Annotated in this window: 23 protein-coding genes; 13 read left to right on the top strand and 10 right to left on the bottom strand. The window is 69.4% G+C overall.

The features are described 5' to 3' along the window. Positions 1-29: 29 nt before the first annotated feature. From ABEA67_RS10900 to ABEA67_RS10880, 5 genes are all read right to left on the bottom strand, one after another. A complete protein-coding gene (locus tag ABEA67_RS10900) occupies positions 30-1,235 on the bottom strand; it encodes a thiolase family protein (RefSeq protein WP_345465017.1) in 1,206 nt (401 codons plus the stop codon). Beyond that, a complete protein-coding gene (locus tag ABEA67_RS10895; protein WP_345465015.1) occupies positions 1,228-2,424 on the bottom strand; it encodes an alpha/beta hydrolase family protein in 1,197 nt (398 codons plus the stop codon). Before ABEA67_RS10895 ends, ABEA67_RS10900 begins: the two co-directional genes overlap by 8 nt. Before the next feature lie 3 nt (positions 2,425-2,427). Then, positions 2,428-4,776, bottom strand: coding sequence for a 3-hydroxyacyl-CoA dehydrogenase/enoyl-CoA hydratase family protein (locus ABEA67_RS10890; RefSeq protein ID WP_345465013.1), 2,349 nt, complete (start codon positions 4,774-4,776; stop codon positions 2,428-2,430). Between the two features lie 531 nt (positions 4,777-5,307). Then, on the bottom strand, positions 5,308-5,580 hold the full coding sequence (locus ABEA67_RS10885; protein ID WP_345465011.1) for a hypothetical protein: 273 nt from the start codon (positions 5,578-5,580) through the stop codon (positions 5,308-5,310). Then, positions 5,577-6,329, bottom strand: a complete 753-nt coding sequence (locus ABEA67_RS10880; RefSeq protein WP_345465073.1) for a sulfite exporter TauE/SafE family protein — start codon at positions 6,327-6,329, stop codon at positions 5,577-5,579. Before ABEA67_RS10880 ends, ABEA67_RS10885 begins: the two co-directional genes overlap by 4 nt. A gap of 254 nt (positions 6,330-6,583) precedes the next feature. Between ABEA67_RS10880 and yidD the strand changes: the two genes are divergently transcribed. Beyond that, complete coding sequence (gene yidD, locus ABEA67_RS10875; RefSeq protein ID WP_345465009.1) at positions 6,584-6,892, top strand: membrane protein insertion efficiency factor YidD; 309 nt, start codon at positions 6,584-6,586, stop codon at positions 6,890-6,892. A gap of 50 nt (positions 6,893-6,942) precedes the next feature. Here yidD and ABEA67_RS10870 read toward each other — a convergent pair whose 3' ends face one another. Continuing rightward, positions 6,943-8,055 (bottom strand): Gfo/Idh/MocA family protein, encoded by a 1,113-nt coding sequence (locus ABEA67_RS10870; RefSeq protein ID WP_345465007.1) that lies wholly within the window; start codon positions 8,053-8,055, stop codon positions 6,943-6,945. A gap of 118 nt (positions 8,056-8,173) precedes the next feature. On the opposite strand from ABEA67_RS10870, the gene ABEA67_RS10865 reads away from it, so the two are divergent. Continuing rightward, positions 8,174-8,740: a GNAT family N-acetyltransferase gene (locus ABEA67_RS10865; protein WP_345465005.1), complete on the top strand. Its 567-nt coding sequence runs from the start codon at positions 8,174-8,176 to the stop codon at positions 8,738-8,740. Here ABEA67_RS10865 and ABEA67_RS10860 read toward each other — a convergent pair. Continuing rightward, complete coding sequence (locus ABEA67_RS10860; protein ID WP_345465004.1) at positions 8,710-9,261, bottom strand: putative glycolipid-binding domain-containing protein; 552 nt, start codon at positions 9,259-9,261, stop codon at positions 8,710-8,712. The genes ABEA67_RS10865 and ABEA67_RS10860 overlap by 31 nt on opposite strands. 40 nt (positions 9,262-9,301) lie before the next feature. Between ABEA67_RS10860 and ABEA67_RS10855 the strand changes: the two genes are divergently transcribed. After that, positions 9,302-9,850 carry a GNAT family N-acetyltransferase gene (locus ABEA67_RS10855; RefSeq protein WP_345465002.1) on the top strand — a complete coding sequence of 183 codons (549 nt, stop codon included), beginning with the start codon at positions 9,302-9,304 and terminating at the stop codon, positions 9,848-9,850. Between the two features lie 102 nt (positions 9,851-9,952). Here the strand turns inward: ABEA67_RS10855 and ABEA67_RS10850 are convergent, their stop codons facing one another. Further along, entirely contained in the window at positions 9,953-10,507 is a 555-nt protein-coding gene (locus tag ABEA67_RS10850; RefSeq protein WP_345465000.1) for a hypothetical protein, read from the bottom strand. A 94-nt stretch (positions 10,508-10,601) separates the two neighbouring features. On the opposite strand from ABEA67_RS10850, the gene ABEA67_RS10845 reads away from it, so the two are divergent. Further along, complete coding sequence (locus ABEA67_RS10845) at positions 10,602-11,156, top strand: GNAT family N-acetyltransferase (protein ID WP_345464999.1); 555 nt, start codon at positions 10,602-10,604, stop codon at positions 11,154-11,156. Positions 11,157-11,272: 116 nt separating this feature from the next. Further along, positions 11,273-11,893: a hypothetical protein gene (locus ABEA67_RS10840; RefSeq protein ID WP_345464998.1), complete on the top strand. Its 621-nt coding sequence runs from the start codon at positions 11,273-11,275 to the stop codon at positions 11,891-11,893. 98 nt (positions 11,894-11,991) lie between these two features. On the opposite strand, the gene ABEA67_RS10835 is transcribed toward ABEA67_RS10840, so the two are convergent. Next, positions 11,992-13,308, bottom strand: a complete 1,317-nt coding sequence (locus ABEA67_RS10835) for a S41 family peptidase (protein ID WP_345464997.1) — start codon at positions 13,306-13,308, stop codon at positions 11,992-11,994. A 446-nt stretch (positions 13,309-13,754) separates the two neighbouring features. Here ABEA67_RS10835 and ftsE point away from each other — a divergent pair, with 446 nt between their 5' ends. From ftsE to ABEA67_RS10795, 8 genes are all read left to right on the top strand, one after another. Then, on the top strand, positions 13,755-14,438 hold the full coding sequence (ftsE, locus tag ABEA67_RS10830) for a cell division ATP-binding protein FtsE (protein WP_345464996.1): 684 nt from the start codon (positions 13,755-13,757) through the stop codon (positions 14,436-14,438). 106 nt (positions 14,439-14,544) lie between these two features. Continuing rightward, a complete protein-coding gene (locus ABEA67_RS10825; protein WP_345464995.1) occupies positions 14,545-15,408 on the top strand; it encodes a permease-like cell division protein FtsX in 864 nt (287 codons plus the stop codon). Continuing rightward, a complete protein-coding gene (locus ABEA67_RS10820) occupies positions 15,405-17,051 on the top strand; it encodes a peptidoglycan DD-metalloendopeptidase family protein (RefSeq protein ID WP_345464994.1) in 1,647 nt (548 codons plus the stop codon). Before ABEA67_RS10825 ends, ABEA67_RS10820 begins: the two co-directional genes overlap by 4 nt. 185 nt (positions 17,052-17,236) lie before the next feature. After that, positions 17,237-17,485, top strand: a complete 249-nt coding sequence (gene rpsP / locus ABEA67_RS10815) for a 30S ribosomal protein S16 (protein ID WP_345464993.1) — start codon at positions 17,237-17,239, stop codon at positions 17,483-17,485. A 135-nt stretch (positions 17,486-17,620) separates the two neighbouring features. Then, the gene (locus tag ABEA67_RS10810; protein ID WP_345464991.1) at positions 17,621-17,860 is read left to right on the top strand and encodes a KH domain-containing protein; all 240 of its coding nucleotides are present in this window, start codon (positions 17,621-17,623) and stop codon (positions 17,858-17,860) included. Then, positions 17,857-18,393: a ribosome maturation factor RimM gene (rimM, locus tag ABEA67_RS10805; RefSeq protein ID WP_345464989.1), complete on the top strand. Its 537-nt coding sequence runs from the start codon at positions 17,857-17,859 to the stop codon at positions 18,391-18,393. Before ABEA67_RS10810 ends, rimM begins: the two co-directional genes overlap by 4 nt. Positions 18,394-18,487: 94 nt before the next feature. Next, positions 18,488-19,291: a tRNA (guanosine(37)-N1)-methyltransferase TrmD gene (gene trmD / locus ABEA67_RS10800; protein WP_345464987.1), complete on the top strand. Its 804-nt coding sequence runs from the start codon at positions 18,488-18,490 to the stop codon at positions 19,289-19,291. Between the two features lie 113 nt (positions 19,292-19,404). Then, positions 19,405-20,004 (top strand): LON peptidase substrate-binding domain-containing protein, encoded by a 600-nt coding sequence (locus ABEA67_RS10795; RefSeq protein ID WP_425557184.1) that lies wholly within the window; start codon positions 19,405-19,407, stop codon positions 20,002-20,004. A gap of 66 nt (positions 20,005-20,070) precedes the next feature. Here ABEA67_RS10795 and purU read toward each other — a convergent pair whose 3' ends face one another. Then, entirely contained in the window at positions 20,071-20,955 is an 885-nt protein-coding gene (gene purU / locus ABEA67_RS10790; protein ID WP_345464983.1) for a formyltetrahydrofolate deformylase, read from the bottom strand. Positions 20,956-20,987: the final 32 nt, after the last annotated feature.

Genomic DNA, 20,987 nt, shown 5'->3' with positions numbered 1-20,987 from the left:
CAACGCCTCTCTCCCGTCTTCCTCCACTCTCAGTCCGCCGCCTGCTCGCCCTGCCCTTCTTCCGGGTAGACCTCGATCACGCCCGCCGCGCCCATGCCGCCGCCGATGCACATGGTGATCAGCGCCTTGCCGCCGCCGCGACGGCGCAGCTCGTAGATGGCGGTGGTGGTGAGCTTCGCGCCCGAGCAGCCGAGGGGGTGCCCCAGCGCAATCGCGCCGCCGTTCACGTTCAGCTTCTCCTCGGGGAGGCCGAGTTCACGGATGACGGCGAGGCTCTGGGCGGCAAAGGCCTCGTTCAGCTCGATCAGGTCGATGTCGTCCAGCGTCAGGCCGGTCTGCGCCAGTACTTTGGGGATGGCCTTCACCGGGCCAATCCCCATCAGCTCCGGCTCGACGCCCGCCACCGCGAAGCCCAGGAACTTCGCCAGCGGCTTCACGCCCAGTTCCTGCGCCTTCTCGCCGCTCATCACCAGCACGGCGGCAGCACCGTCGGAAAAGGGGCTGGAGTTGGCCGCGCTGACCGAGCCGGTGGCCTTGAAGGCGGGGCGGACCTTCGCCATGTCTTCCAGGTTGGCGTCCCGGCGAATCAGCTCGTCCTTGTCGAAGTTGACGGTCGTGCTGGTCAGCTTGGTGCCCTTGAGCTTGTCCACCTGCACGGGCACAGGCACGATTTCCTCGTCGAAGCGGCCCGCGTCCTGTGCCGCCGCCGCCTTCTGGTGACTGCGGAGGGCGAACTGGTCCTGGTCCTCGCGGCTCACGCCGTACTTGGCGGCCACGTTCTCGGCGGTCAGGCCCATGCCGATGTACGCGCCGGGGCGGTCGTCCACCAGGTCAGGGTTGGGGCTGGGGTTGTGGCCGGTCATGGGCACCATGCTCATGCTCTCCACGCCGCCCGCCAGCATCACGTCGGCCTGGCCGGTCTGGATGGCCGCCGCCGCCATGGCGATGGTCTGGAGGCCGCTGGAGCAGAAGCGATTGACCGTCACGCCGCCCACGGTGTCGGGCATCCCGGCCCGCAGCGCGGCCATGCGGGCCACGTTCAGGCCCTGCTCGGCCTCGGGGATGGCGCAGCCCAGGTACACGTCCTCGACGATGCTGGGGTCCACGCCCGCACGCTTGACAGCCTCGTCGAGCACGAGGGCGGCCAGGTCGTCGGGGCGGGTGTTGGCGAGGGTGCCTTTGACGCCGCGGCCCACGGGGGTGCGAACGGCGGAAACGATAACAGCGTCACGCATGTGGTTCTCCTTGTTTCAGACCGGGCAGAACCCGGTGGATAAACTTTTCCAGCGCCGCGTCGTACTGCTGGGGGTCAATGTTCCAGCAGCGGATGTGCTTGGCCCCCTCAACGCGGTGGTACTCCACGAGGTCCGGGCGGGCGGCGGCGAGGGCGTCCGACTGCCCCACCGGAATGGTACGGTCACGGGTGCCATGCCACAGGAGGATGGGCACCTTGAAGCCTGGGGCGGCGGCGAGCTGGTCCACGGCATCGAAATCCTGCCCGCTGCGCCGGGTGACGAGGGCCTGCACCGCCCGCCCGAGGTGCCGCGCCAGGAAGGCCGGGAGGCCGTACCGTTGCCCATTCGAACGAATCACGTCCCGCCAGTCCAACGCCGGACAGTCGAGCATGACGCCCGTGACAGGCAGGGGCAGCGGCTCGTACCTGGGCCGCAGCACGCTCATGGCGATGTTGCCGCCCATGGAAAAGCCGTACAGCACCGCCCGCCGGTATCCAGCCTCCCGCGCCCAGTGCAGGGCCGCCACCACGTCTCCCGCCTCCTCGTCGCCCAGCGTGTGGAAGCCGCTCTCCGAACGGGGCGCGCCGTAGGCATTGCGGAAGGTCACGAAGAGCGACCCCGCCCCGGTGCGCCGCAGGGCCGGAAGCATCCGCAGCGCCTGCGACCGCTGCCCCCCGTGCCCGTGAATCACGATAACCACGGCGTCCCGCTCGCCCGAGGTGGGCGGAATGTGCCACGCGGGCATGTCGCCCAGCGGCGTGTGAACCGCCGTGTCCTCGTAGGCCACGCCCAGTTGGGCCGGGGTGCCGTTGTAGACGAAGGTGGACACCCAGGCCACGGAACCGTTCGGCAGCACTCCCCGTTCCTCCAGCACGGGCCGCTGCACCAGCGTGCCCGCCAGGCGGTGCGGCCCCAGCAGCGCATGGCCCCGGTTGGGCCGCAGGGGGACGACCCCCACCACGCCGCGCGAGAGCGTCTCCGGCGAGGCGGGCAGCCACACCGTGTTGCCCCGCCGCCCCACCGGCATGAACACACCCTTCACCCAGCGCGTCTTGGACCGCAGGGTGATGTCCGCGCCCACCAGCGCCCCGGTCACCAGCAGCACGGCGTAGGCCAGGGCGGCCCAGGCCAGGGTGCGGCGCTTGGGCAGGTAACGAAGGCGTTCGAGGAAGCCGGGGCGTTCGGTCATGACTCAGTTTCGCAGGGGCTTGCCCGTCTTCAGCATGTGCGCAATCCGGTCCTGCGTGCCCTTCTTGCCCAGTAGCGTCAGGAAGGCCTCGCGTTCGAGGTCCAGGAGATGCTGCTCGGACACCTTGGCGGTGCGGTTGTTGCCGGTGCCGCCGCTGAGGACGCGGGCGAGCTGCATCCCCACCTCGGCGTCGTACTTGGTCGCGTAGCCGCCTTCCGTCATGCCGTAGAGGGCCAGCTTGACGGCGGCCACCGCGGCCTCGCCCATCACCGGGATGTCCTGGCGGGGGGTGGGCTGGATGTAGCCGGGGGCCAGGGCCAGCACCATGCGCTTGGCTTCCTCAAGCTGGTGGCCCCGGTTCATCACGACAGTGTCGTGGTCGCGCAGGAAGCCCAGCTTGCGCGCTTCGAGGGCGCTGGTGGACACCTTGGCCGTGCCGATAAGTTCAAAGGCGCGCTGCACGGCGGGCAGCAGGGGCTGGCCGGGCTGGAGCTGGTCGGTGAAGCGCAGCAGCATTTCCTTGGTGCCGCCGCCGCCGGGAATCAGGCCCACGCCCACTTCCACCAGGCCCATGTACGTCTCGGCACTGGCGACGATGTGGTCGGCGTGGATGCTGAACTCGCAGCCGCCGCCCAGCGCGAGGCCGAAGGGAGCCGCAACGGTGGGGTGCGGCGAGAAGCGCATGGAGGTCGTGACCTGCTGGAACTGCTTGACCATGTCGTCCAGCTCATCCCACTCCTCGGCCTGCGCCTGCGAGAGGATGAGGGGCAGGTTCGCGCCCGCGCTGAAGTTCTCGCCCTGGTTGCCCAGCACGAACCCCGCGTAGCCCATCTCCCCCACCAGCTTATGCGCGTCCTGCACGGCACGGAGCTGGTCTTCGCCCAGGGCGTTCATCTTGGCGTGCCACTCGACCAGCAGCACGCCGTCGCCCATATCCACGATGCTCGCGCCGGGGCGCTTCTTGACCACCTTCGTGGCGTCCTTCTTGAGGTCCGTCAGGATAAGGTAGGGGGCCTGGTACGGCGTCGGCTCGCCCGCCGGGGTGACAGTTTCGCCCTCCTGGTAGAAGCGGTCGCGGCCCGTCTCCTTCATCTTCTGGAGGAGGGGCGGGAGGGTACGGCCCTCACCTTCCAGGTTGGCGATGACGTTCTGGACGCCCAGGGTGTCCATCGTCTCGAAGGGGCCTTCCTCCCAGCCGAAGCCCCACTTCAGCGCGTTGTCGATGTCCTGAAGGCGGTTCGACACGTTCCCGGCCATCTTGGCGGCATACCAGAAGCCGTCGTTCATCACGCCGCGCAGGAAGTCGCCTTCCTTGCCTTCCGCGTTGTAGAGGGCCTTCACGCGCTGGGCGAGGGGCAGGTTCTTGACACTCTCGACCAGGGGTACCTTGACCTTACCCCGGTCCTCGTACTCCAGCGAGTCGAGGTTCAGCGACAGAATCTTGGTCTTGCCCTTCTCGTCCTTCGTCTTCTTGTAGAAGCCGCTGCCGGTCTTGTCGCCCAGGAACTTCTTCTCCTCGACGAGCTTCTTGAAGGTGTCCGTCAGGCTGAAGTCCTCGTCCTCCGGCGTGGCCTTTCCGAGGTCGTTCGCCACGTGGTAGATGATGTCCAGGCCCGAGAGGTCGGCGGTGCGGAAGGTGGCACTCTTGGCGCGGCCCAGCGCGGGGCCGGTGAGCTGGTCCACCTCGTCGGGGGTCAGGCCTGCTTCCTGCATGTGCTGCATCGCGCGGACGATGCCGTAGACGCCGATACGGTTGGCGACGAAGCCGGGCACGTCGTTGGCGATGACGATGCCCTTGCCCAGCACGTGTTCCCCGAACTCCACGAAGGTCTTCAGCACCTCGGGGTCGGTCTTGGGGGTGGGGATGACCTCAAGCAGGTGCAGGTAGCGCGGCGGGTTGAAGAAGTGCGCGCCCACGAAGCGGCGCTGGAAGTCCTCGCTGCGCCCCTCAATCTGGAGGTGCATGGGGATGCCGCTGGAGTTGGAGCTGATGATGGCCGTCTTCTTGGCGACGCCCTCCACCTTCGCCCACAGGTCACGCTTGGCGTCCAGCTTCTCGATGATGGCTTCGAGAATCCAGTCGGCGTCCTTGAGCTTTTTCAGGTCGTCTTCCAGGTTCCCCGGCGTGATGAGGGAAGCGCGGGCCGGGTCCATGAAGGCGGCGGGACGGGCCTTGAGGGCGCGCTGAATCCCCTGCTTGGCGAGGAAGTTGCGGTCGGGGTTGTCCGGCAGCACGATGTCGAGCAGCAGCACGGGAATGCCCGCGTTGGCGAGTTGCGCGGCGATGGCGGCACCCATCACGCCCGCGCCGATAACAGCGGCTTTTTGAATGCGGTACGGCTGTATCTTCATGCGACCTCCTGAGATGAAGCCAAAAATCTTGAACTCGGTCCAATTTTAGGGCGTGCCGGGGCGTTTGTCCACTCGTCTTCCCTGGCGCGACCTCACCTTTGAGCCGTTCTTCACCCGGCGGGAAGTGACCCCCGCTGGCCCGTACAGTGGACACAGTTCCTTTCACAACCCATGCCCCACCAGAGCCGCAAGGAGACGCGGCTAGATGCCGAAACGCCCGCCGCTCTATGGACGGGCGTTTCTTGCTGGGGGGCAGCGGCCAGCGACCAGCAGCCAGCAGAACCTCAGGCGGAGACTCCCCTAGGCACTGAGAGCCTGTTTTAAAAGTTTGGCGGATACCCTCATTTTGCCGTAGAACACGAGCTGTTAGCTCCTCCCCCCTTGCAGGGGAGGCTGGGAGGGGGGAACGAGCACGCCCTCCCAGCGCACTCCGCCTGCGATGGAGACTCTTTTAAAACACGCTCTGAGACAGAGCCAACAACAAGCCAGGGAAGCCAAGCCGCAGCTTCAGCCTTCGATCGCTGGCCGCCTCTAAATAAAACTCTTCACCACGTACACCACCGCCAGCCCTCCCAGCGCCGCCAGCGCGGCAACGCTCAGGCGGCGGTCGCGGTTCCAGGCCGTCATGGCAACCCAGAGGGCGGCCAGCACTGGGACCAGGCCGACCCAGGTCACGCCCACGGCGGCCAGGCCGGGAAACAGCACGCCGACCGCGAGGAGCACCACGCCCACCCAGAAGCCCGCCGGGTACAGCCAGGCGGGAAGGCCCGCGAGTTCGGAGCGGTCCTTCTGTTCGCCCTTCATGCGTGCCCCCAGTACTTCCAGAGCAGTTGCCCCGCCGTGAACACCAGGAGCAGGCTGAAAAAGAGCTTGAGCTGCGCGGCGGGAATGCGGCTTTGCAGGCTGGCCCCCGCCCGCGCCCCCACCAGCACGCCCAGCGCCACGCCCGCCGCCAACCGCACGTCCAGCAGGCCGCCCGCCTGGTACACCAGCGCATTGCCCACGGCGGTCAGGCCCATGATGAAGGTGGAGGTGGCAATCGCCTGCCGGATGGGCACCCCGGCCAGCAGGTTCAGCACCGGCACCTGCACTGTGCCCCCGCCGATGCCCAGCAGCCCGCTCATGATGCCCGCAAAGGTCATGGCGGGCGGGACCAGCCGTGAGGGTTCACGCTCGACCTCCACCCGTTTCAGGCCCCGCAGCAGGTTGTAGGCCGAGTACAGCAGCAGCAGCGCGAAGACGGTGGCGACGACCTTGGCAGGCAGCACCAGCCCCAGAAAGGAGCCGACCGCGCCGCCGATGATGGTGTAGGGCGAGAGCAGGTAGCCGGTGCGGGCGCGCACCAGCCCCTGTTGCAGGTAGCTGGCCGCCCCGCTGAGGCCCACCGCGAGCACCCCGAGCTGACTCACGGCCACCGCCTGCCCGATGGTGATGTCCCGCCCGAAATGCGGCAGCACGAACTCCAGCGCGGGCACGACCACCACGCCGCCCCCCAGCCCCAGAATCGCGCCGAGGACCCCGGCGAGCAGGCCCACGCCGATGACAGCGAGCATCACGAGCGACTCACGAACATGAGGCTAACACGGGGGCACCTGCCCGCTGACAAGCGGAAGAACACACCTTCAGCGTCCAGCCACGTATGTTGATCCATTCGCCGGGAAACGACCGGGCAGCTTCCAGCAGCGCCTCGACGGGCCAGGCGGGGAACGTAGCGCCCCGCCTGGCAAGGAGGGCACCCGGTCAACCATTGAGCCGCCTTCAGCCAACCGGGAACCGGGGGCGGCGCTCCCGCCCCTACCCTGCGCCTATGTCCCCCCTCGATACCCTCACCCTCCGCGGCATCCGCTTCTACCAGCGCTGGCTCTCACCACGCAAGGGCTTCCGCTGCGCGCACGCGGCGCTGCACGGCAGGGAATCCTGCTCGGGGGCGGTGGCCCGCATCATCCGGGAGGACGGCGTGCGGGGAGGCCGCCCACGCATCGCCGCCCGTTTTGCCGCGTGCCGCGCCGCCCATAACGCCATTCACGGCGGCTCGCCTCTGGCGGTCGGATCCAGTGTCGAGGCGCGGGGCGTGTGCTGCCTGGGGCCGGTTCCCATTCCGTTCCGCTGCGGATAAAGGGTGAGGCGGCGGGCCACTCAACGCCCGCCGCCCCTCCTGTCTAAGCCTCAGCCCTGGCTCTGGCCCGGCACCTGGGGCTTCTCGCCTCGAAAGACGTCCTGGCCCTGCACCGGGTCAAGCCGTACGACCTCACCGCTCCGGGCACTCCGGTACAGCGCGTCCATGATGCGGTGGTCCTGCACGCCCTCCTCACCGGGGGTCCAGGGGGTCTTGCCCTGGCGGATGCACTGGGCGAAGTGGTCCATTTCCAGGCCGAACTGGTCCTCGTCGGGGAGTTTGGGCTGGAAGTCACCCTGTTTGTCGGAAATGGTCAGTTCCAGGCCCTGATACGTGAAGGCCGGGTCCATCAGCACCGTGCCGCCCTCTCCCAGCACGCGCAGGGTGGCGGTCTTCTGGATGTCGTAGCTGGTGAGGAAATTGGCGACCACGCTGCCGGGAAAGCCCAGCATGCAGCTCATGGACTCCTCGACTTCGCGGAAGCGCGGGTCGTCTTTCGGCTGGTGCAGGGTGGCGAAGACCCACTCGGGTTCGGTGCCCAGCACGAAGCGGATGGTGTTCAGGCAGTAGATGCCCACGTCCACCAGGGGGCCACCGCCTGCGAGGCCAGCCTTGAGCCGCCACGCTTCCGGGTCGTCCTGCACCTGGCCGTGGATGGAGTCGAGCAGTTTGACTGGGCCGAGTTTGCCCCCCTGCACGGCGTCACGGGCGGCCCAGTGCTGGGGCGTGTACTGGCAGCGGTAGGCGGTCATCAGCAGCACGCCCGCTTGCCGGCAGGCATCCACCATCGCCTGGGCATCTTGGGCGTTCACGCTGAGGGGCTTCTCGCACAGAATCTGCTTGCCCATCTTCGCGGCGCGTTCCACGTACTCGCGGTGCAGGCTGTTGGGGAGGACGATGTAGACGGCCTCCACGTCCTCGCGGTCTTTCAGCTCCTCGAAGCGGTCGTAGGTGTACACGTCCTCTTCGGTCAGGTCATAGGCGCGCGCGAAGGCCCGGCCCTTTTCGGGGTCGCCCGTCACCAGGGCCGCGACGTAGGCGTGTTCGCTGGTGCGGGCGGCGGGAATCAGTTCCTCGGCGCTCAGCTCGCCGATGCCGACAATGGCGTACCCCACGCGGCGCTTCTCGGCTTCGGGCAGGGGAAGGTCCGGTTTCAAAGGCATACGTCACCGTAACAACCGGCGCGGACGCCTGCCTGCGGGAACGCTTCAGCCGTTCTTCAGAAGTCGGCAGGTGAAAAGGCGGATGTGATGCACCCGCCGCCTGCCTACGCTGGGGCGGATGCCCGACCTCACCCTGCGAGAACGCCGGCCCGAAGACCTCCCCATCCAGTGGCACTGGGAATACGCCCAGACCAGGCCCGAATGGAAGCTCTGGGACGCCCCCTATTTTCACGAGCAGGAGGAACCCGCCACGCTTTCGCTGGAAGCCTATACGGAGAAGCTGCTGGCCCGGCCGCCTTCGGACAACAGCCGCATCATCGCGCTGGAGGGCGAGTGCATCGGCCAGGTCAGCCGCTGGGAGGAAGCCCCGACGGGCGGCGGCTGGTGGGAACTCGGTGTCCTGATTTATGACCCGCAGCACTGGGGCGGCGGGCTGGGCACTCGGGCGCTGGAGCGGTGGACCGCCGCGACCTTTCAGGAGACGGCGGCGCACGTGGTGATGCTCACGACCTGGAGCGGCAACGAGCGGATGATTCGCGCCGCGCAGCGCGTCGGCTACCGCGAATGCGGCCGGGTGCCGGAGGCGCGGCTCTGGCAGGGCCAGCGCTGGGACAGTGTGCGCCTGTGCGTGCTGCGGCGGGAGTGGGAGGCCCTTCAGACCAGCCGCTCGAAGGCTTCCGGGTAATACTTCACCAGTCCTGCCCCATCCACCTCCACCTTGGCCGCGAAACCGGACTCCAGATTCTCGTAGCGGTACAGGCGGGGGGCCAGGCGGGTATAGCGCTGCCGGACCGCACGCACCTCCAGCGAGGGCACGCCCACCCAGGCCGCGCGAATCACGGCGTGTTCACCCACCTCCAGCCCCAGGCGGCGGATGGGCAGCGTGTTGGTCAGCGGCGTGGCCTGCACGTCCACGTCGGTGCAGCCGCCGAGTTCGGGCCGGGGCTGTCCCGCGCCATCCGTCCAGCGCCCCGCCGCATCCCGGCAGAGGGTCAGGCCGCGCCCGTCCCGCAGGCTCAGGTGCAGGCGGGTGGGGTGCCCGTCCGGGCCGACCTCCAGCCCATAGGCCAGGGTGAAGGGCTGCCCGTCCTTCAGGCCGACCACCACGCCGTCGGCCCGCGTCCAGGGGGTCAAGTGAAGGTGTTCCAGGCGGGGCTGCGCCGGGTCCAGGCCGCGCCAGAGGACGGTGACGGGGTGGGAGGTCATGCCCCAGCGTACCGGGCCGCCGCGGGTTACCCTGCCCCGGATGCCTCCCCACCTGCGCCCCGCCACCCCCGCCGACGCCGCCTTTGCCGCCCCGCTGATTCAGGCGACTATCGGCTCCATCGGGCACACGCTGACGGGCGAGGCCGACAACGAGGGCGCGGCGCGGGTCATTGCGGCCTTTTTCGGGCAGCCGGGCAACCGCCTGAGCTTTCAGAACACGCTGATTCTGGAGGAAGACAGCACGCCGCTGGGCCTGGCCGTCCTCTACCCCGGTGCCGAGGCGGACGCGCTGGACGAACCGTTTCGGGCGCGGCTGCGCGAACGGGGCCTCCCCGACCGCATCGACCCCGAGGCCACGCCGGGCGAGCTGTACCTGGACACGTTGGCGGTCGCGCCGCACGCGCGGGGGCGGGGGCTGGGCGGCGTGCTGCTGGAAGGCTGCGCGAGACAGGCCGCCACGCTGGGCCTGCTGGTGGAGGAAGGGAACCCGGCGGCGCGGCTGTATGCCCGGCAGGGCTTCCTCCCCGCCGGGACGCGCGAGGTGGCCGGGCACCGCTACACGCACCTGACCCGACGCGGCGAGGGGTAATTTATACGGGTTCCGCTCCATACCGCAGAACCCGTAGTTTCTCCTTCTCCCTTCGGTCGGATTTTCAGGTTGACAAGTCAACCTTTCAAGTCGGAGTCCGTATTACTTCACCGCGCTCCCCGCGGGCAGCACGTACACGTCCACCAGGCCCCAGGGCTGGGGCTTCTGCGGGTAGCGGAAGTTCTCCCACACGAGGTAGTTGCCGATCTGAGCCGCGGGGAGGGGCTTGTCCTTGTAGAGCACGGCAGGCCACTGCGTCTGCGCGTCCGTCTCGGGGCTGCCCACGGCGATCAGGCCGCCCGCCCCCACGAGGTCGCGCAGCTTCGCCATCGGCGCGTAACCGTCGGCGCAGTACAGCATCACGACCGCGTCCCGCGCGAGCAGGGCATCGAGGTCGGGGAGACGGGCGCGCAGGAAGTCGTCGAGGCGGTAGGCGTTCACGCGCAGGTCGCGCTTGTACAGGTAGTCGTTGGGAATCGTGACCTGCACGGGCGCGCCGCTGGCCGCGAGGGTGGCGGGCGTGACGGCGGCGTGCGCGAGGGCATGCACGCGGTAGGTGGCAATCTGCTGCGCCTTGCTGCGGGCCGGGGCAGGCGCGGCGAGGGCTGTCGGCAGGGTGAGGGCGAGCAGGATGGTCAGCACGAAAGAACGCTTCACGCGCGTCACCCTAGCCCAGGAAGTGTGTTTTAACGCGACGAAATGCCCGCAGAAAGCGCCCGCGGGGCATCTGGCACGGGGAGAAGCTGGCATCATGCGCGGCGTGAACGTCCCTTCCACCTCCCCGGTGGTGCTGCGCGACCGCCAGCCGCGCGACCTGCCGGTGCTGACCCGCTGGCTGACCGACCCCCGCGCCGAGTGGCGGCGCTGGGACGCCCCCTATACCCCGGCCGCCACCACCACCGAGACGATGCGCGCCTACGCCGCCTACCTCACCCAGAACGGCCCGGACGCCGACGAGCGCGTGATCGACGTGGGCGGCGAATGCGTGGGCATGGTCAACCGCTCGGAGGAGGAACCGGCGGGCGGCGGCTGGTGGGACCTGGGCATCCTGATCTACAACCCCGCCTACTGGGGGGCCGGGGTGGGTACCCAGGCGCTGGCCCTGTGGGTGGCCGACACCTTCGAGTGGACGAATGCCCACGTGGTCACGGTCAGCACCTGGGGCGGCAACGAGCGCATGATCCGCGCCGCCCGGCGGCTGGGCCTGCGCGAGTGCGCGCGGGTGCGCGAGGCCTATGTGGTGGAGGGCCAGCGGTTCGACAGTGTGAGGCTGGACCTGCTGCGCCGGGAGTGGGAGGCACGGTAGGGCGGCCAGCTTCCAGAGGCCAGCAGCCTGATCCAGTCGCCCTCGTTCCGGCCGATGCTCTAGGCTGCCCGCATGACCGCTCCCGCTCTGCGGACGGCGAACGGAAGGCCGCCGACGTGAAGAAGCGCCAGGACACCCCTCGCCCCAAAGGCCCCAAACCCGTCAACCCGCCGGGCTTCCTGGCGACCCAGGACCTCAAGGAACGCGGCTGGACGGCCAGCCTGATCGCCCGTTTTCTGGGTCAGCACGACCAGGAGCGCGAGAACGGCCTCAAGATGGGCCGCCGCCGCCTGCCCCCCGTCAAGCTCTACCGCGAGGAACGGGTGGAGGAGGCCGAACGCGACGACGCCTTTCTGGTCGCCCAGGCCCGCGCCGCCGACGCCCGCGAGCGCGCTGAGCGGGCCAGGGCCACGCGCGAGGCCAAGAGAGCAGCGCTGCTTCAGGCGGCGGCGGAAAGCTATGTCCCCACCATCCACCCCCAGCCGCTGCGCAAGGGGGCCGTCCGGCTGGCCCGCGAGCCATACCTTCCGGGGCTGGAGGCCACCCTCGCCCGCCTCACCCGCGACGTCGGCAAGGTCACACCCCGCGAGGAAGCTGCCCTGCGTGCCCTGCTGCTGGAGCGGCTTCACCTGGCCCTCGCCGCCGCGTATCCCTGGTATCCCGCCCCCGAGGAAAAGAAGAAGAGCGCCAGCCGCGAGGCCAAAGCCAGCGACTGGCGCGAGTGGGACTGGGATTGAGGGGGGCGGCCAGCTTCCAGCGGCCAGCCGCCAGCAAAGCAAAAGCCCCAGCAAACGCTGAGGCTCTTTTTCTGCTCTCCTGAGCTGGTGGCTGGCCGCTACTTCAGCACTTCCAGCGCCTTCTTCAGAATCGCGTCGCCCTGCACGTCCACGACCGCCTCGCCCTGGGTGGCGCTGCGGGTGGGGCGCTTGACCTCGCCCGCATAGGTGAACTTGCCATCCTTGTCGGCGGTGACGGTCACGGGCTTGCCGTCCACGGTGATGGTGACCTTGGCGTTGGGCTGCGCGCCGCCGCCCGTGAAGTTCAGGGGCACGGTGTAGCGGGTGTCCTTCACCACCACGTCGGGCGTGATGCCCTTCTTGTGGATCTGGCGGCCGTTCGGCGTCAGCCACTCGTTCGCCACGATGGCGACCTTGCCGCCGTCCACCGTGTCCAGCGGAATCTGCGCCACACCCTTGCCGAAGGTCTGCTCCCCGACGATGGTGGCCCGCTTGGTGTCCTGAAGCGCCCCCGACACCACCTCGCTGGCGCTGGCGCTGTTCTTGTTGACCAGCACGATCAGCTTGCCGGTGTAGTCGCCGGGGCTGCGGGTGGCCTTGCCGTACACCTCGGTCTTGCCGCTGCGGTCGCGCAGGCTGACGATGTTGCCGCTCTGGAGGAACTGGTCGGCCACGTCCACGCCCGCGTTCAGCAGGCCGCCGCCGTTGTCGCGCAGGTCCAGGATCAGCTTCTGCACGCCGCGCTTCTCCATGCCCGCGACCGCCGCGCGGAACTGCTCGCTGGCCTTCTCGTTGTAGAAGGTGTTTAGCGCGATGTAGCCGACATTGCCGGGCAGCATCGTTTCCTCGACGCTCACGATGGTGACCTTGCGGCGCTCCATCTTGACCGTATAGGGCTTGCCGTCGCGGGCAAAGGTCACGTTGACGGTGGTGCCCTCCTTGCCGCGCACCAGCCGCACGATCTCGTCGAGCTTGCTGGTCAGCACATCCTGGTCACCGATCTTGACGAACACGTCGCCGATCTGCACGCCCGCGTTGGCGGCGGCCCCACCCTTGTACACGTTGTCGATCTTGCCGCCGGTGCCGTCGGCGTTCGCGGCCACCAGCGTCACGCCGATGCCGCCGAACTCGCCGCTGAGGTTCTGGTTGTCGATGGCGCTGTTGGCCGGTTCGGAGTAGTACGTGAACTCGTCGTTCAGGCTGCCGATGGCCCCGTTGATCGCGCCGCGCAGCAGCTTCTCGTTGTCCACCGGGTAGAGGTAGTAGCGGTCGAGGGCACCTATCACCTGAAGGAGGGTGCGGCCCGTGTCGGTCTTGGTCAGGTCGGCCTGGGTGTACCCGCCGAGCTGCGCGTACCCGACGGCGGCGGTGGCAGCGAGCGCGCCCGCCACGAGCATCATGCGTTTCCGGTTCACGGCCCCAGGATAGGGCGGGCGGGTGAAGGGCATTTGAGGCGGAGGTGACGGAGGGCGGCATGGGCGGGCCGCGCCCCATAGGGCGGCGCTCCGTTCCGTTGCCGCGTGTCCCGGGCAGCAACTCCACTTCACGCCGCCCTTACCACGGTTTCTCATACGGATTCCGTCCAATTCCTGAACAGTCGGGAGGACACCGCCTGTTCATCCATCTCCCGAAATCCGTCCTTGTTCCTTCTCCCTCTGGTCGGATTTCCGGGTGTTTTCAACACCCTTCAATCGGAATCAGTATCACTTCGTTCGGCCCAGCAAGGTTCGACAACCTTTCTGGGCACTGCCCATAAAGGCCTCTTCACGCTCCGGGGGAAGGCTGGGCTATGCTGGTCCGCGAGCATGACGCAACCGCACATTTTGCCGCGCGCCGACGCCCTGGCCGGCGGGGGTCAGGCATGATCCAGTTCAGGAACGTGACGCTGGAATACCCCGTCACCCGGACCCTCGCGCTCGACGACCTGAGCCTTCAGGTGCACAAGGGCGAGTTCGTGTATCTGGTGGGGCATTCGGGGGCGGGCAAGAGCAGTTTCATGAATCTGGTGCTCAAGCGGGCGCTGCCCACCCGCGGCGAGGTGCACATCGCGGGCGAGAGCCTGGCCCGCTACCGGGGCCGCCGCACCGCGCTGCTGCGCCGCCGCATCGGCACCGTCTTTCAGGACAACCTGCTGCTCGACCATCTGAGCGCCTACGACAACGTGGCCTTTACCCTGCGCGTGACCGGCGTGCCGGGGCGCGAGTGGCCGGGCCGCGTCACCACCGCCCTGCGCACCGTGGGCCTGGAACACAAGAAACACGCCCTCCCGGTGCAGCTCTCGCAGGGCGAGCAGCAGCGCGTCGCCATCGCCCGCGCCATCGTGGCCGACCCGCCCCTGCTGCTGGCCGACGAACCCACCGGCAACCTCGACCCCGACCACAGCCGCGAGGTCCTCAAGGTCCTCCAGAACGTCAATCTGCGCGGCACCACCGTCATCGTCGCCACCCACGCCCGCGACCTCGTGGAAACCTTCCGCCACCGCACCCTGACGCTGCGCCGGGGCAAGCTGGTGCGGGACGACCCGTATGGGGGGTATGCGCTGTGAGGGGGTGCAGCGTGCAGAAGGCGGAAGGCAGAAGGCTGACGGCAAGGGTGGCCTTAGCCATCTGCCTTCTGCCATCTGCCTTTTGCCGCCATGCCGGAGGCGCGCCGTGACCTACCACTTCCGCCAAGCCCTGCTCGCCATGCGCGGCAACCTCACGGCGACGCTGGCGACCCTGACCACCATGACGCTGACGCTGCTGATGCTGGGGTTCGTGCTGCTGCTCACGCTGAACGTGGACCGGACGCTGGAACAGCTCGAATCGCAGGTGGAGGTGGCGGCGTTTCTGCGGCCCGGCGCGGACGGGCAGGCGCTGCTGGGGCAGGTGCGCGCGCTGCCGCAGGTCCGGCAGGCCACGCTGGCGACGCGCGAGCAGGTGCTGGAGGAGATGACGCGCGACTACCCGTATGCGCGCGACGCGGCGGAGCTCGCCGGGAACCCCTTTCCCGACACGCTGCGGATGCGGGTGAGCCGGGTGGAGGATTCGCGCACGGTGGCGGCGGCGGTGTCGGCCCTGGCGGGCGTGGAGGACGTGGAGTACGGGGCCGGGTACGTGGACCAGACGGTGCGGACGCTGACAGCGGTGCGCGGGGCGGGGTACACGCTGGTGGGCCTGCTGCTGCTGGGCACCCTCTTTAACATCCTGAACGCCGTGCGGGTCGCCATGTACGCCCGCCGCAACGAGATCAGCGTGATGCGGCTGCTGGGGGCCACCCGCGGCTTTATCCGCATGCCGCACGTGATTGAGGGCGTGCTGCTGGGGCTGACCGCGGCGGCGCTGTCCCTGGCCCTACTGACCCCGGCGTACCTGGGGCTGGCCGCGCGGGTACAGCTTTTCGCCCCGGTCTTCCCGGTGGTGCGCGACCTGCCCAGCCTGCTGCCCCTGCTGGGCGGCATCGGCCTGCTGGGGGTGCTGATCGGACTGGCGGGCAGCCTCTTCGCCTCGCGGCGCTACCTGCGGGAGCTGGAGTGAGGGGAAGGCGGTGGGGTCAGCGCCCGCTTTCGCTGATCCTGCTGTCGGCGGCGCTGCTGGCCGGCGCGCAGAACACCCCGCGGGCGGACCCGCCCCTGCCCGACCTGCCGGGTGCGCCCCCCCTCGTGCTGCCGACGACCAGCCAGCGGCTGGAAAACCTTCAGCGCGAACTGGAGCAGCAGCGGCGGCTGAGCGCCGGGCAGAAGCGGGACCTGGAACGCCTGCGCACCCGCATCCAGAACCTGACCGCGCAGCAGCGGCAGACGCTGGAGCGGCTCGACCGACTGGCCGGACAGGTCGCGAGTTTGGAAAACGAGACGGCGACCCTGGCCGCGCGGGTGCGGCTGGCGCGGGATCAACTGGCCGACACGACCGCCCAGCGCCGGGTGACGCAGGCCCGCGTGACGCGGCTCCAGGGCGACGTGCGCGAGTTGCTGGGGGCGCTGTACCGCGAGCGCAGTGGGCGCTACCTGGCACTGCTCTCGCAGTCGCGCAGCCTGTCGGACCTCCTGATTCGCCTGAAATACGCCAACATCGCCGGGCAGTACAACGTGCGGGTCACGCGGATGCTGCGGCAGGAGGTCCAGACGCTGGAGCTGCAGCGCACCCAGCAGGCCCAGCAGACGGCCAGCCTCCAGACCCTCCAGACGCAGCGCGTCGCCCGCCTCACCGAGCTGCGCGACCGCCGCGCCGAGCAGGGGCGGCTGCTGGCGGGCCTCAAGCGCAGCGAGCAGGGCCAGCGCACCCTGGCCGCGCGCAATCAGGCGCAGCAGGCGCTGACGGCGCAGAGCATCGACCAACTGGTAGGCCAGGTCGTGCAGGAACGCGCCCGCATTGAGGCCGAACGCCAACGCCGCCTGGAGGAGGAACGCCAGCGCCGCCTGGCCGAACTGCGCCGCATCCGGGAGGCGCAGGAACGCGCCCGGCAGGAAGCCCTGCGCCTGGCCCGCATCCGCGCCGAGCAGGAACGGCAGGCCCGCCTGGCACGCGAACGCGCCGCCGCCGAGGCCCGTGCCCGCGCGGCAGCCGAAGCCCGCGCCAGGGCACAGGCGCAGGCCCGCGCACAGGCCCAGGCAGAGGCGGCCGCACGGGCCAGGGCCGAGGCAGAGGCCCGCGCCCGCGAGCAGGCGGCTGCCCAGGCCAACGCCGCGCGCGAGGCCAGCCAGCGGCAGCGTCAGGCCCAGCTTCAGCAGGAACAGACCGCGCTGCGCCAGCGCGAGACGCAGGTGCAGCAGGCCGCCGTCCAGGTCGAGCAGCAACTCGCACCCCTGCCCGCCGTCCAGAGGCCGGTGGGCTTTCCCCTGCCCGGCGGCAGCGTGTCCCAGCCCTACGGCGCGAACGGCGCACAGTGGAGCGTCCTGCAAAGCACGGAGGGCAGCCAGGCAGTGGCGGCCCTCGACGGCAACGTGATTGCCACCACCTCCTACGCCAGCCTGGGCTGGGTGGTCCTGCTCGACCACGGCTCCACCGTGACCGCCTATTTCGGCCTGCAAGACGCACGGGTGCAGGTCGGGCAGCGCGTCGCCCGCGGCACGCCCCTGGGGACGGTGGGCGGCAGCCCCATCTTCGGACCGGGCCGCATGGCCTTTCAGGTCAACAGCGTGAGCGGCGGCACGCGCCGGCCGGTGCCCCCGTCGTTCTGAGGAGGGGTGGTGGGCTGTAGGGTGTAGGAGGAGCTTTTCCCATACCCCACACCCTCCCCTTGCCCCCTTCCCTCCATCTCTGCTACTCTTCTTCGGTGCGCTTCCGGTTGGCTGCTGCGGGCGCATGAACCCCGCGACCTAGGCGGGCGTTTACCCTCAACATTCCAACCCGAGGTTTTCAGAACATGGTCAAGATTCGCCTGTCCCGTTTCGGCTCTGCCCACAACCCCCACTACCGCATCGTGGTTACCGATTCCCGCCGTCCCCGCGACGGTGGCTACATCGAGAACCTGGGTCACTACGACCCCCGCAAGACCAGCGAGAACTACCTGAACATCAACGGCGAGCGCGCCAGCTACTGGCTTTCCCAGGGTGCCCAGCCCACCCAGACGGCCCGCCGCCTGCTGAAGTCCCAGGGCATCAAGACCGCCTGAGAGGAGGCAGTTGCGAAAGGAGGCTCCTGCGGGGGCCTCTTTTTTGGTCGTGGGCTGTGGGTTGTAGGGTGTGGGAAAAGCTCCTCCTACAACCCACATCCCACATCCCACAACCCCTCCTCTACAATGCCCCCCATGAAGACCGACCCTGTAGAACTGACGCTGTTTCTGGCGCAGAGCGTGGTGGATCAGCCGTCGCTGGTGCGCGCCTCCCGGCGGGGGCCGACGGTGATTGTACGCGTCGGGCCGGGCGAGGAAGGCCGCCTGATCGGGCGGCAGGGGCGCGTGATTCAGGCCATCCGCACGCTGGTCCGGGCAGCCAGCGACCCCCGCGAGCGCGTGAACGTGGACCTCGACGCGCCGCGCAAGCCGTGACGGCCCCGGCAGACACGACCCGGCTGGGGTACTTTCTGGGGCCGCACGGCGTTCAGGGCGGCGTGAAGGTGTACGTGCTGGGCGACCCGGAGCAACTGCTCACGCTGGAGCGCGTGTGGGTGGAGGGCCGGGGCTGGCTGCGCGTGCGCCGCGCCGAACCCCTGGTGCCGGGGGTGGCCCTGCACCTCGCGGGCCTCACCAGCCGCGAGGGGGCCGAGACGCTGCGCGGCGCGAACCTCTACGCCGCCGACGCCGACCTCCCCCCCCTCGACGAGGGCCGCTACTACTACCACGACCTGCGCGGCCTGCCGGTGCATGACGCGGACGGCGAGCAGGTGGGCGAGGTCACGGACGTGGTGGACGCCGGACACCAGGACCTGCTGGTGGTCACGCACGCGGGCGGCGAGAGCTTCCTGCCCCTGCAAGCCCCCTACGTGGTCGTCCGCACCGGCGAGGCGGGCCGCCCCGACGCCATCACCCTGACGGAAGACGCCCCCTCTGGCCTGCTGGACGAGGAGGGCGAGGAGGCGTGAGGGGCTGGAGGGCGCAGAAGGCAAATGGCAGAAGGCAGATGGCTTTCTGGCCTTCCGCCTTCTGCCTTCCGCCTTCTGCCCGGCCGGAGGCCGAGTGCTGACCTTCTCCTTTCTCACCCTCTTTCCCGAGCTGCTGGCCCCCTTTGCGGCAGAGGCCATCGTGGGGAAGGCGCGGGCGCGGGGGCTGCTTGACGTGAACCTCGTGAATATGCGGGACTTCGCGGAAAACAAGCATCTCAAGGTGGACGACACGCCCTACGGGGGCGGCGCGGGCATGGTCATCCGGGTGGATGTGGCCGAACGGGCGCTGAGCAGCCTGCCCCCCGCCGACGAGGTGATTCTGTTCACGCCCGCCGGGGAACGCTTCACGCAGCGCACGGCGGAGGAACTGTCCACGCGGTCGCACCTCGCCTTCCTGTGCGGGCGCTACGAGGGCTTCGACGCGCGGGTGGAGGGGCTGGTGACCCGCGAACTCAGCCTCGGGGACTTCGTGATGATGGGCGGCGAGGCGGCGGCGGCCTGCGTGCTGGAGGCGGTCGCGCGCCTGCTGCCGGGAGTGCTGGGCGACGAGGACTCGCACCGGGCCGACAGCTTTTCCAGCGGCCTGCTGGATTACCCCGAGTACACCCGCCCCCCCGAGTGGCGCGGCGAGCAGGTGCCGGAGGTGCTCAGGGGCGGCAACCACGGCGCGGTCGCCCAGTGGCGGCGCGAACAGGCCCTGGCCCGGACGCTGGCGCGGCGGCCCGACCTGCTCCCGGACGCGGGCCTGACGCCGCAGGACAGCGCCTATCTGCTCACGCTCGGCGTGACGCCGGGGCAACTGGAAGCGTGGGGTGCGCCGCCTCCACCCCCCCCGAAGCGGCGGCGCAAGCCCCGGCCCGCCTCCGACAACGCCTGAACCGGGAGCCGAACATTCCCGGCCCGGAAAGCCTATCCGGAAATCACGCCCAGCCGCGACTTCTGTATGCCTTGCCCACTTGTCGCGCCCTGAAACGGCGCACCATGACGGGGATGCCCGTGCCGCTGTTTCCCCTCCCGAACGTCGTGCTGTTTCCCGGACAGGTGCTGCCGCTGTACGTGTTCGAGCGGCGCTACCGGGAACTGCTGGCGCGCGTGCAGGCGAGCGGCGAGCCGTTCGGCATCGTGCGGATCGTGCAGCCCCGCGACACCTCGCCGTTGCCCCTGCACGACCGGGTCGCCGGGGTGGGCACCCTCGCCCACCTGCTGCGCGCCGAGACGCACGAGGACGGCACCAGCAGCATTCAGGTGGCCGGCGGCGAGCGCTTCCGGGTGCAGGCCTTCGACCTGACCCACGCCTACCTGTCGGCGGACGTGACCCTCTGGCCGCTCCACCCCGCCCCCCTGGACCGCCCCGCCGAGGAGGCCGCCGCCCGCCGCCTGCTGTCCGACCTGCTGCGCCTGCGCCCCGCCGACGCGCCAGCCCTCCGCGAGGCCGCCCCGCAAGACCCCCTCCTGATCGCCAGTTTCGCCGCCGCGCTGCTGCCCCTCGACGCCGGGCAACGCGAGCAGGCCCTGGAAGCCCCGACGGTCCTGGAGCGCCTGGAAACGCTGCTGGGGTTCCTGCCGGGGGAGGCGCGGGTGTTGCATTGAGCTTCCAGTCATCAGCTTCCAGCGACCAGCAAGAGCCTTGAAGCGCTGGCGGCTGGAAGCTGGCCGCTAGAACACCACCGTCTTGTTCCCCTGCACCAGCACCCGGTCCTCCACGTGGGCCTTGACGGCGCGGGCGAGCACCTGGCGTTCCACGTCGCGGCCCAGGCGCATCAGGGTGTCGGGCGTCTCGCGGTGGGTGACGGGAATCACGTCCTGGGCGATGATGGGGCCGGCGTCGAGTTCCTCGGTCACGTAGTGGCTGGTCGCGCCGATGAGCTTGACGCCGCGCGCGAAGGCCGCGCGGTAGGGGTTCGCGCCCACGAAGGCGGGCAGGAACGAGTGGTGGATGTTGATGACGGGCCGCGCGAAGGCGCGCAGGAAGTCGCCGCTGAGAATCTGCATGTAGCGCGCCAGCACCGCGAACTCCACCCCGGCTTCCCGCAGCAATCGCACCTGCTCGGCCTCGGCCTCCGCCTTGTTCTCCCGCGTGACGGGCACGACGTGAAAGGGCAGGCCGAACATCTCCGCGTCGCGGCGCAGGTCCTCGTGGTTGCTGAGCACCAGGGGAATGTCCACGTTCAGCTCGCCCCGCCGGATGCGCCACAGCAGGTCCAGAAAGCAGTGGTCGTAGCGGCTGACCAGAATCGCCATCCGCTTGGGCTGGGCTGTGTAGCTCAGCCGCCAGTCCATGCCGAAGGGCACGGCGACCACCTGCGCAAAGGCCCGCTCGAACGGCTCGCGCGCGAGGTCGAGGCCCTCCAGGTGGAACTCCATCCGCATGAAGAAGGTGCCGCCCGCAGGGTCGGTGGAGTGCTGGTCCGAGTGGATGATGTTCGCGCCGTGGCTGAAGAGAAACTGCGACACCGCCGCCACGATGCCGCCCCGGTCCGGGCAGGCGATGGTCAGGACGGCGGTATTCAGGGGGTCGAGCTTCGGAGAAGGGGCCGTCATGCCCCGGCAGGATAGCCGCCCCCGGCGGTGCT

The organism is Deinococcus carri (assembly GCF_039545055.1).
In the GTDB taxonomy this organism is placed as follows: Bacteria; Deinococcota; Deinococci; order Deinococcales; family Deinococcaceae; genus Deinococcus; species Deinococcus carri.
The sequence above is the reverse complement of the archived record's forward strand: the minus strand, read 5'-3'. Positions and strand labels throughout refer to the sequence as shown.

What these genes read in the sequence shown, in the direction of transcription:
- ABEA67_RS10900 (WP_345465017.1), bottom strand. Translation starts at nt 1,235, where the DNA reads ATGCGTGACGCTGTTATCGTTTCCGCCGTTCGCACCCCCGTGGGCCGC.
- ABEA67_RS10895 (WP_345465015.1), bottom strand. Translation starts at nt 2,424, where the DNA reads ATGACCGAACGCCCCGGCTTCCTCGAACGCCTTCGTTACCTGCCCAAG.
- ABEA67_RS10890 (WP_345465013.1), bottom strand. Translation starts at nt 4,776, where the DNA reads ATGAAGATACAGCCGTACCGCATTCAAAAAGCCGCTGTTATCGGCGCG.
- ABEA67_RS10885 (WP_345465011.1), bottom strand. Translation starts at nt 5,580, where the DNA reads ATGAAGGGCGAACAGAAGGACCGCTCCGAACTCGCGGGCCTTCCCGCC.
- ABEA67_RS10880 (WP_345465073.1), bottom strand. Translation starts at nt 6,329, where the DNA reads ATGCTCGCTGTCATCGGCGTGGGCCTGCTCGCCGGGGTCCTCGGCGCG.
- yidD (WP_345465009.1), top strand. Translation starts at nt 6,584, where the DNA reads ATGTCCCCCCTCGATACCCTCACCCTCCGCGGCATCCGCTTCTACCAG.
- ABEA67_RS10870 (WP_345465007.1), bottom strand. Translation starts at nt 8,055, where the DNA reads ATGCCTTTGAAACCGGACCTTCCCCTGCCCGAAGCCGAGAAGCGCCGC.
- ABEA67_RS10865 (WP_345465005.1), top strand. Translation starts at nt 8,174, where the DNA reads ATGCCCGACCTCACCCTGCGAGAACGCCGGCCCGAAGACCTCCCCATC.
- ABEA67_RS10860 (WP_345465004.1), bottom strand. Translation starts at nt 9,261, where the DNA reads ATGACCTCCCACCCCGTCACCGTCCTCTGGCGCGGCCTGGACCCGGCG.
- ABEA67_RS10855 (WP_345465002.1), top strand. Translation starts at nt 9,302, where the DNA reads ATGCCTCCCCACCTGCGCCCCGCCACCCCCGCCGACGCCGCCTTTGCC.
- ABEA67_RS10845 (WP_345464999.1), top strand. Translation starts at nt 10,602, where the DNA reads ATGCGCGGCGTGAACGTCCCTTCCACCTCCCCGGTGGTGCTGCGCGAC.
- ftsE (WP_345464996.1), top strand. Translation starts at nt 13,755, where the DNA reads ATGATCCAGTTCAGGAACGTGACGCTGGAATACCCCGTCACCCGGACC.
- rpsP (WP_345464993.1), top strand. Translation starts at nt 17,237, where the DNA reads ATGGTCAAGATTCGCCTGTCCCGTTTCGGCTCTGCCCACAACCCCCAC.
- ABEA67_RS10810 (WP_345464991.1), top strand. Translation starts at nt 17,621, where the DNA reads ATGAAGACCGACCCTGTAGAACTGACGCTGTTTCTGGCGCAGAGCGTG.
- ABEA67_RS10795 (WP_425557184.1), top strand. Translation starts at nt 19,405, where the DNA reads ATGCCCGTGCCGCTGTTTCCCCTCCCGAACGTCGTGCTGTTTCCCGGA.
- purU (WP_345464983.1), bottom strand. Translation starts at nt 20,955, where the DNA reads ATGACGGCCCCTTCTCCGAAGCTCGACCCCCTGAATACCGCCGTCCTG.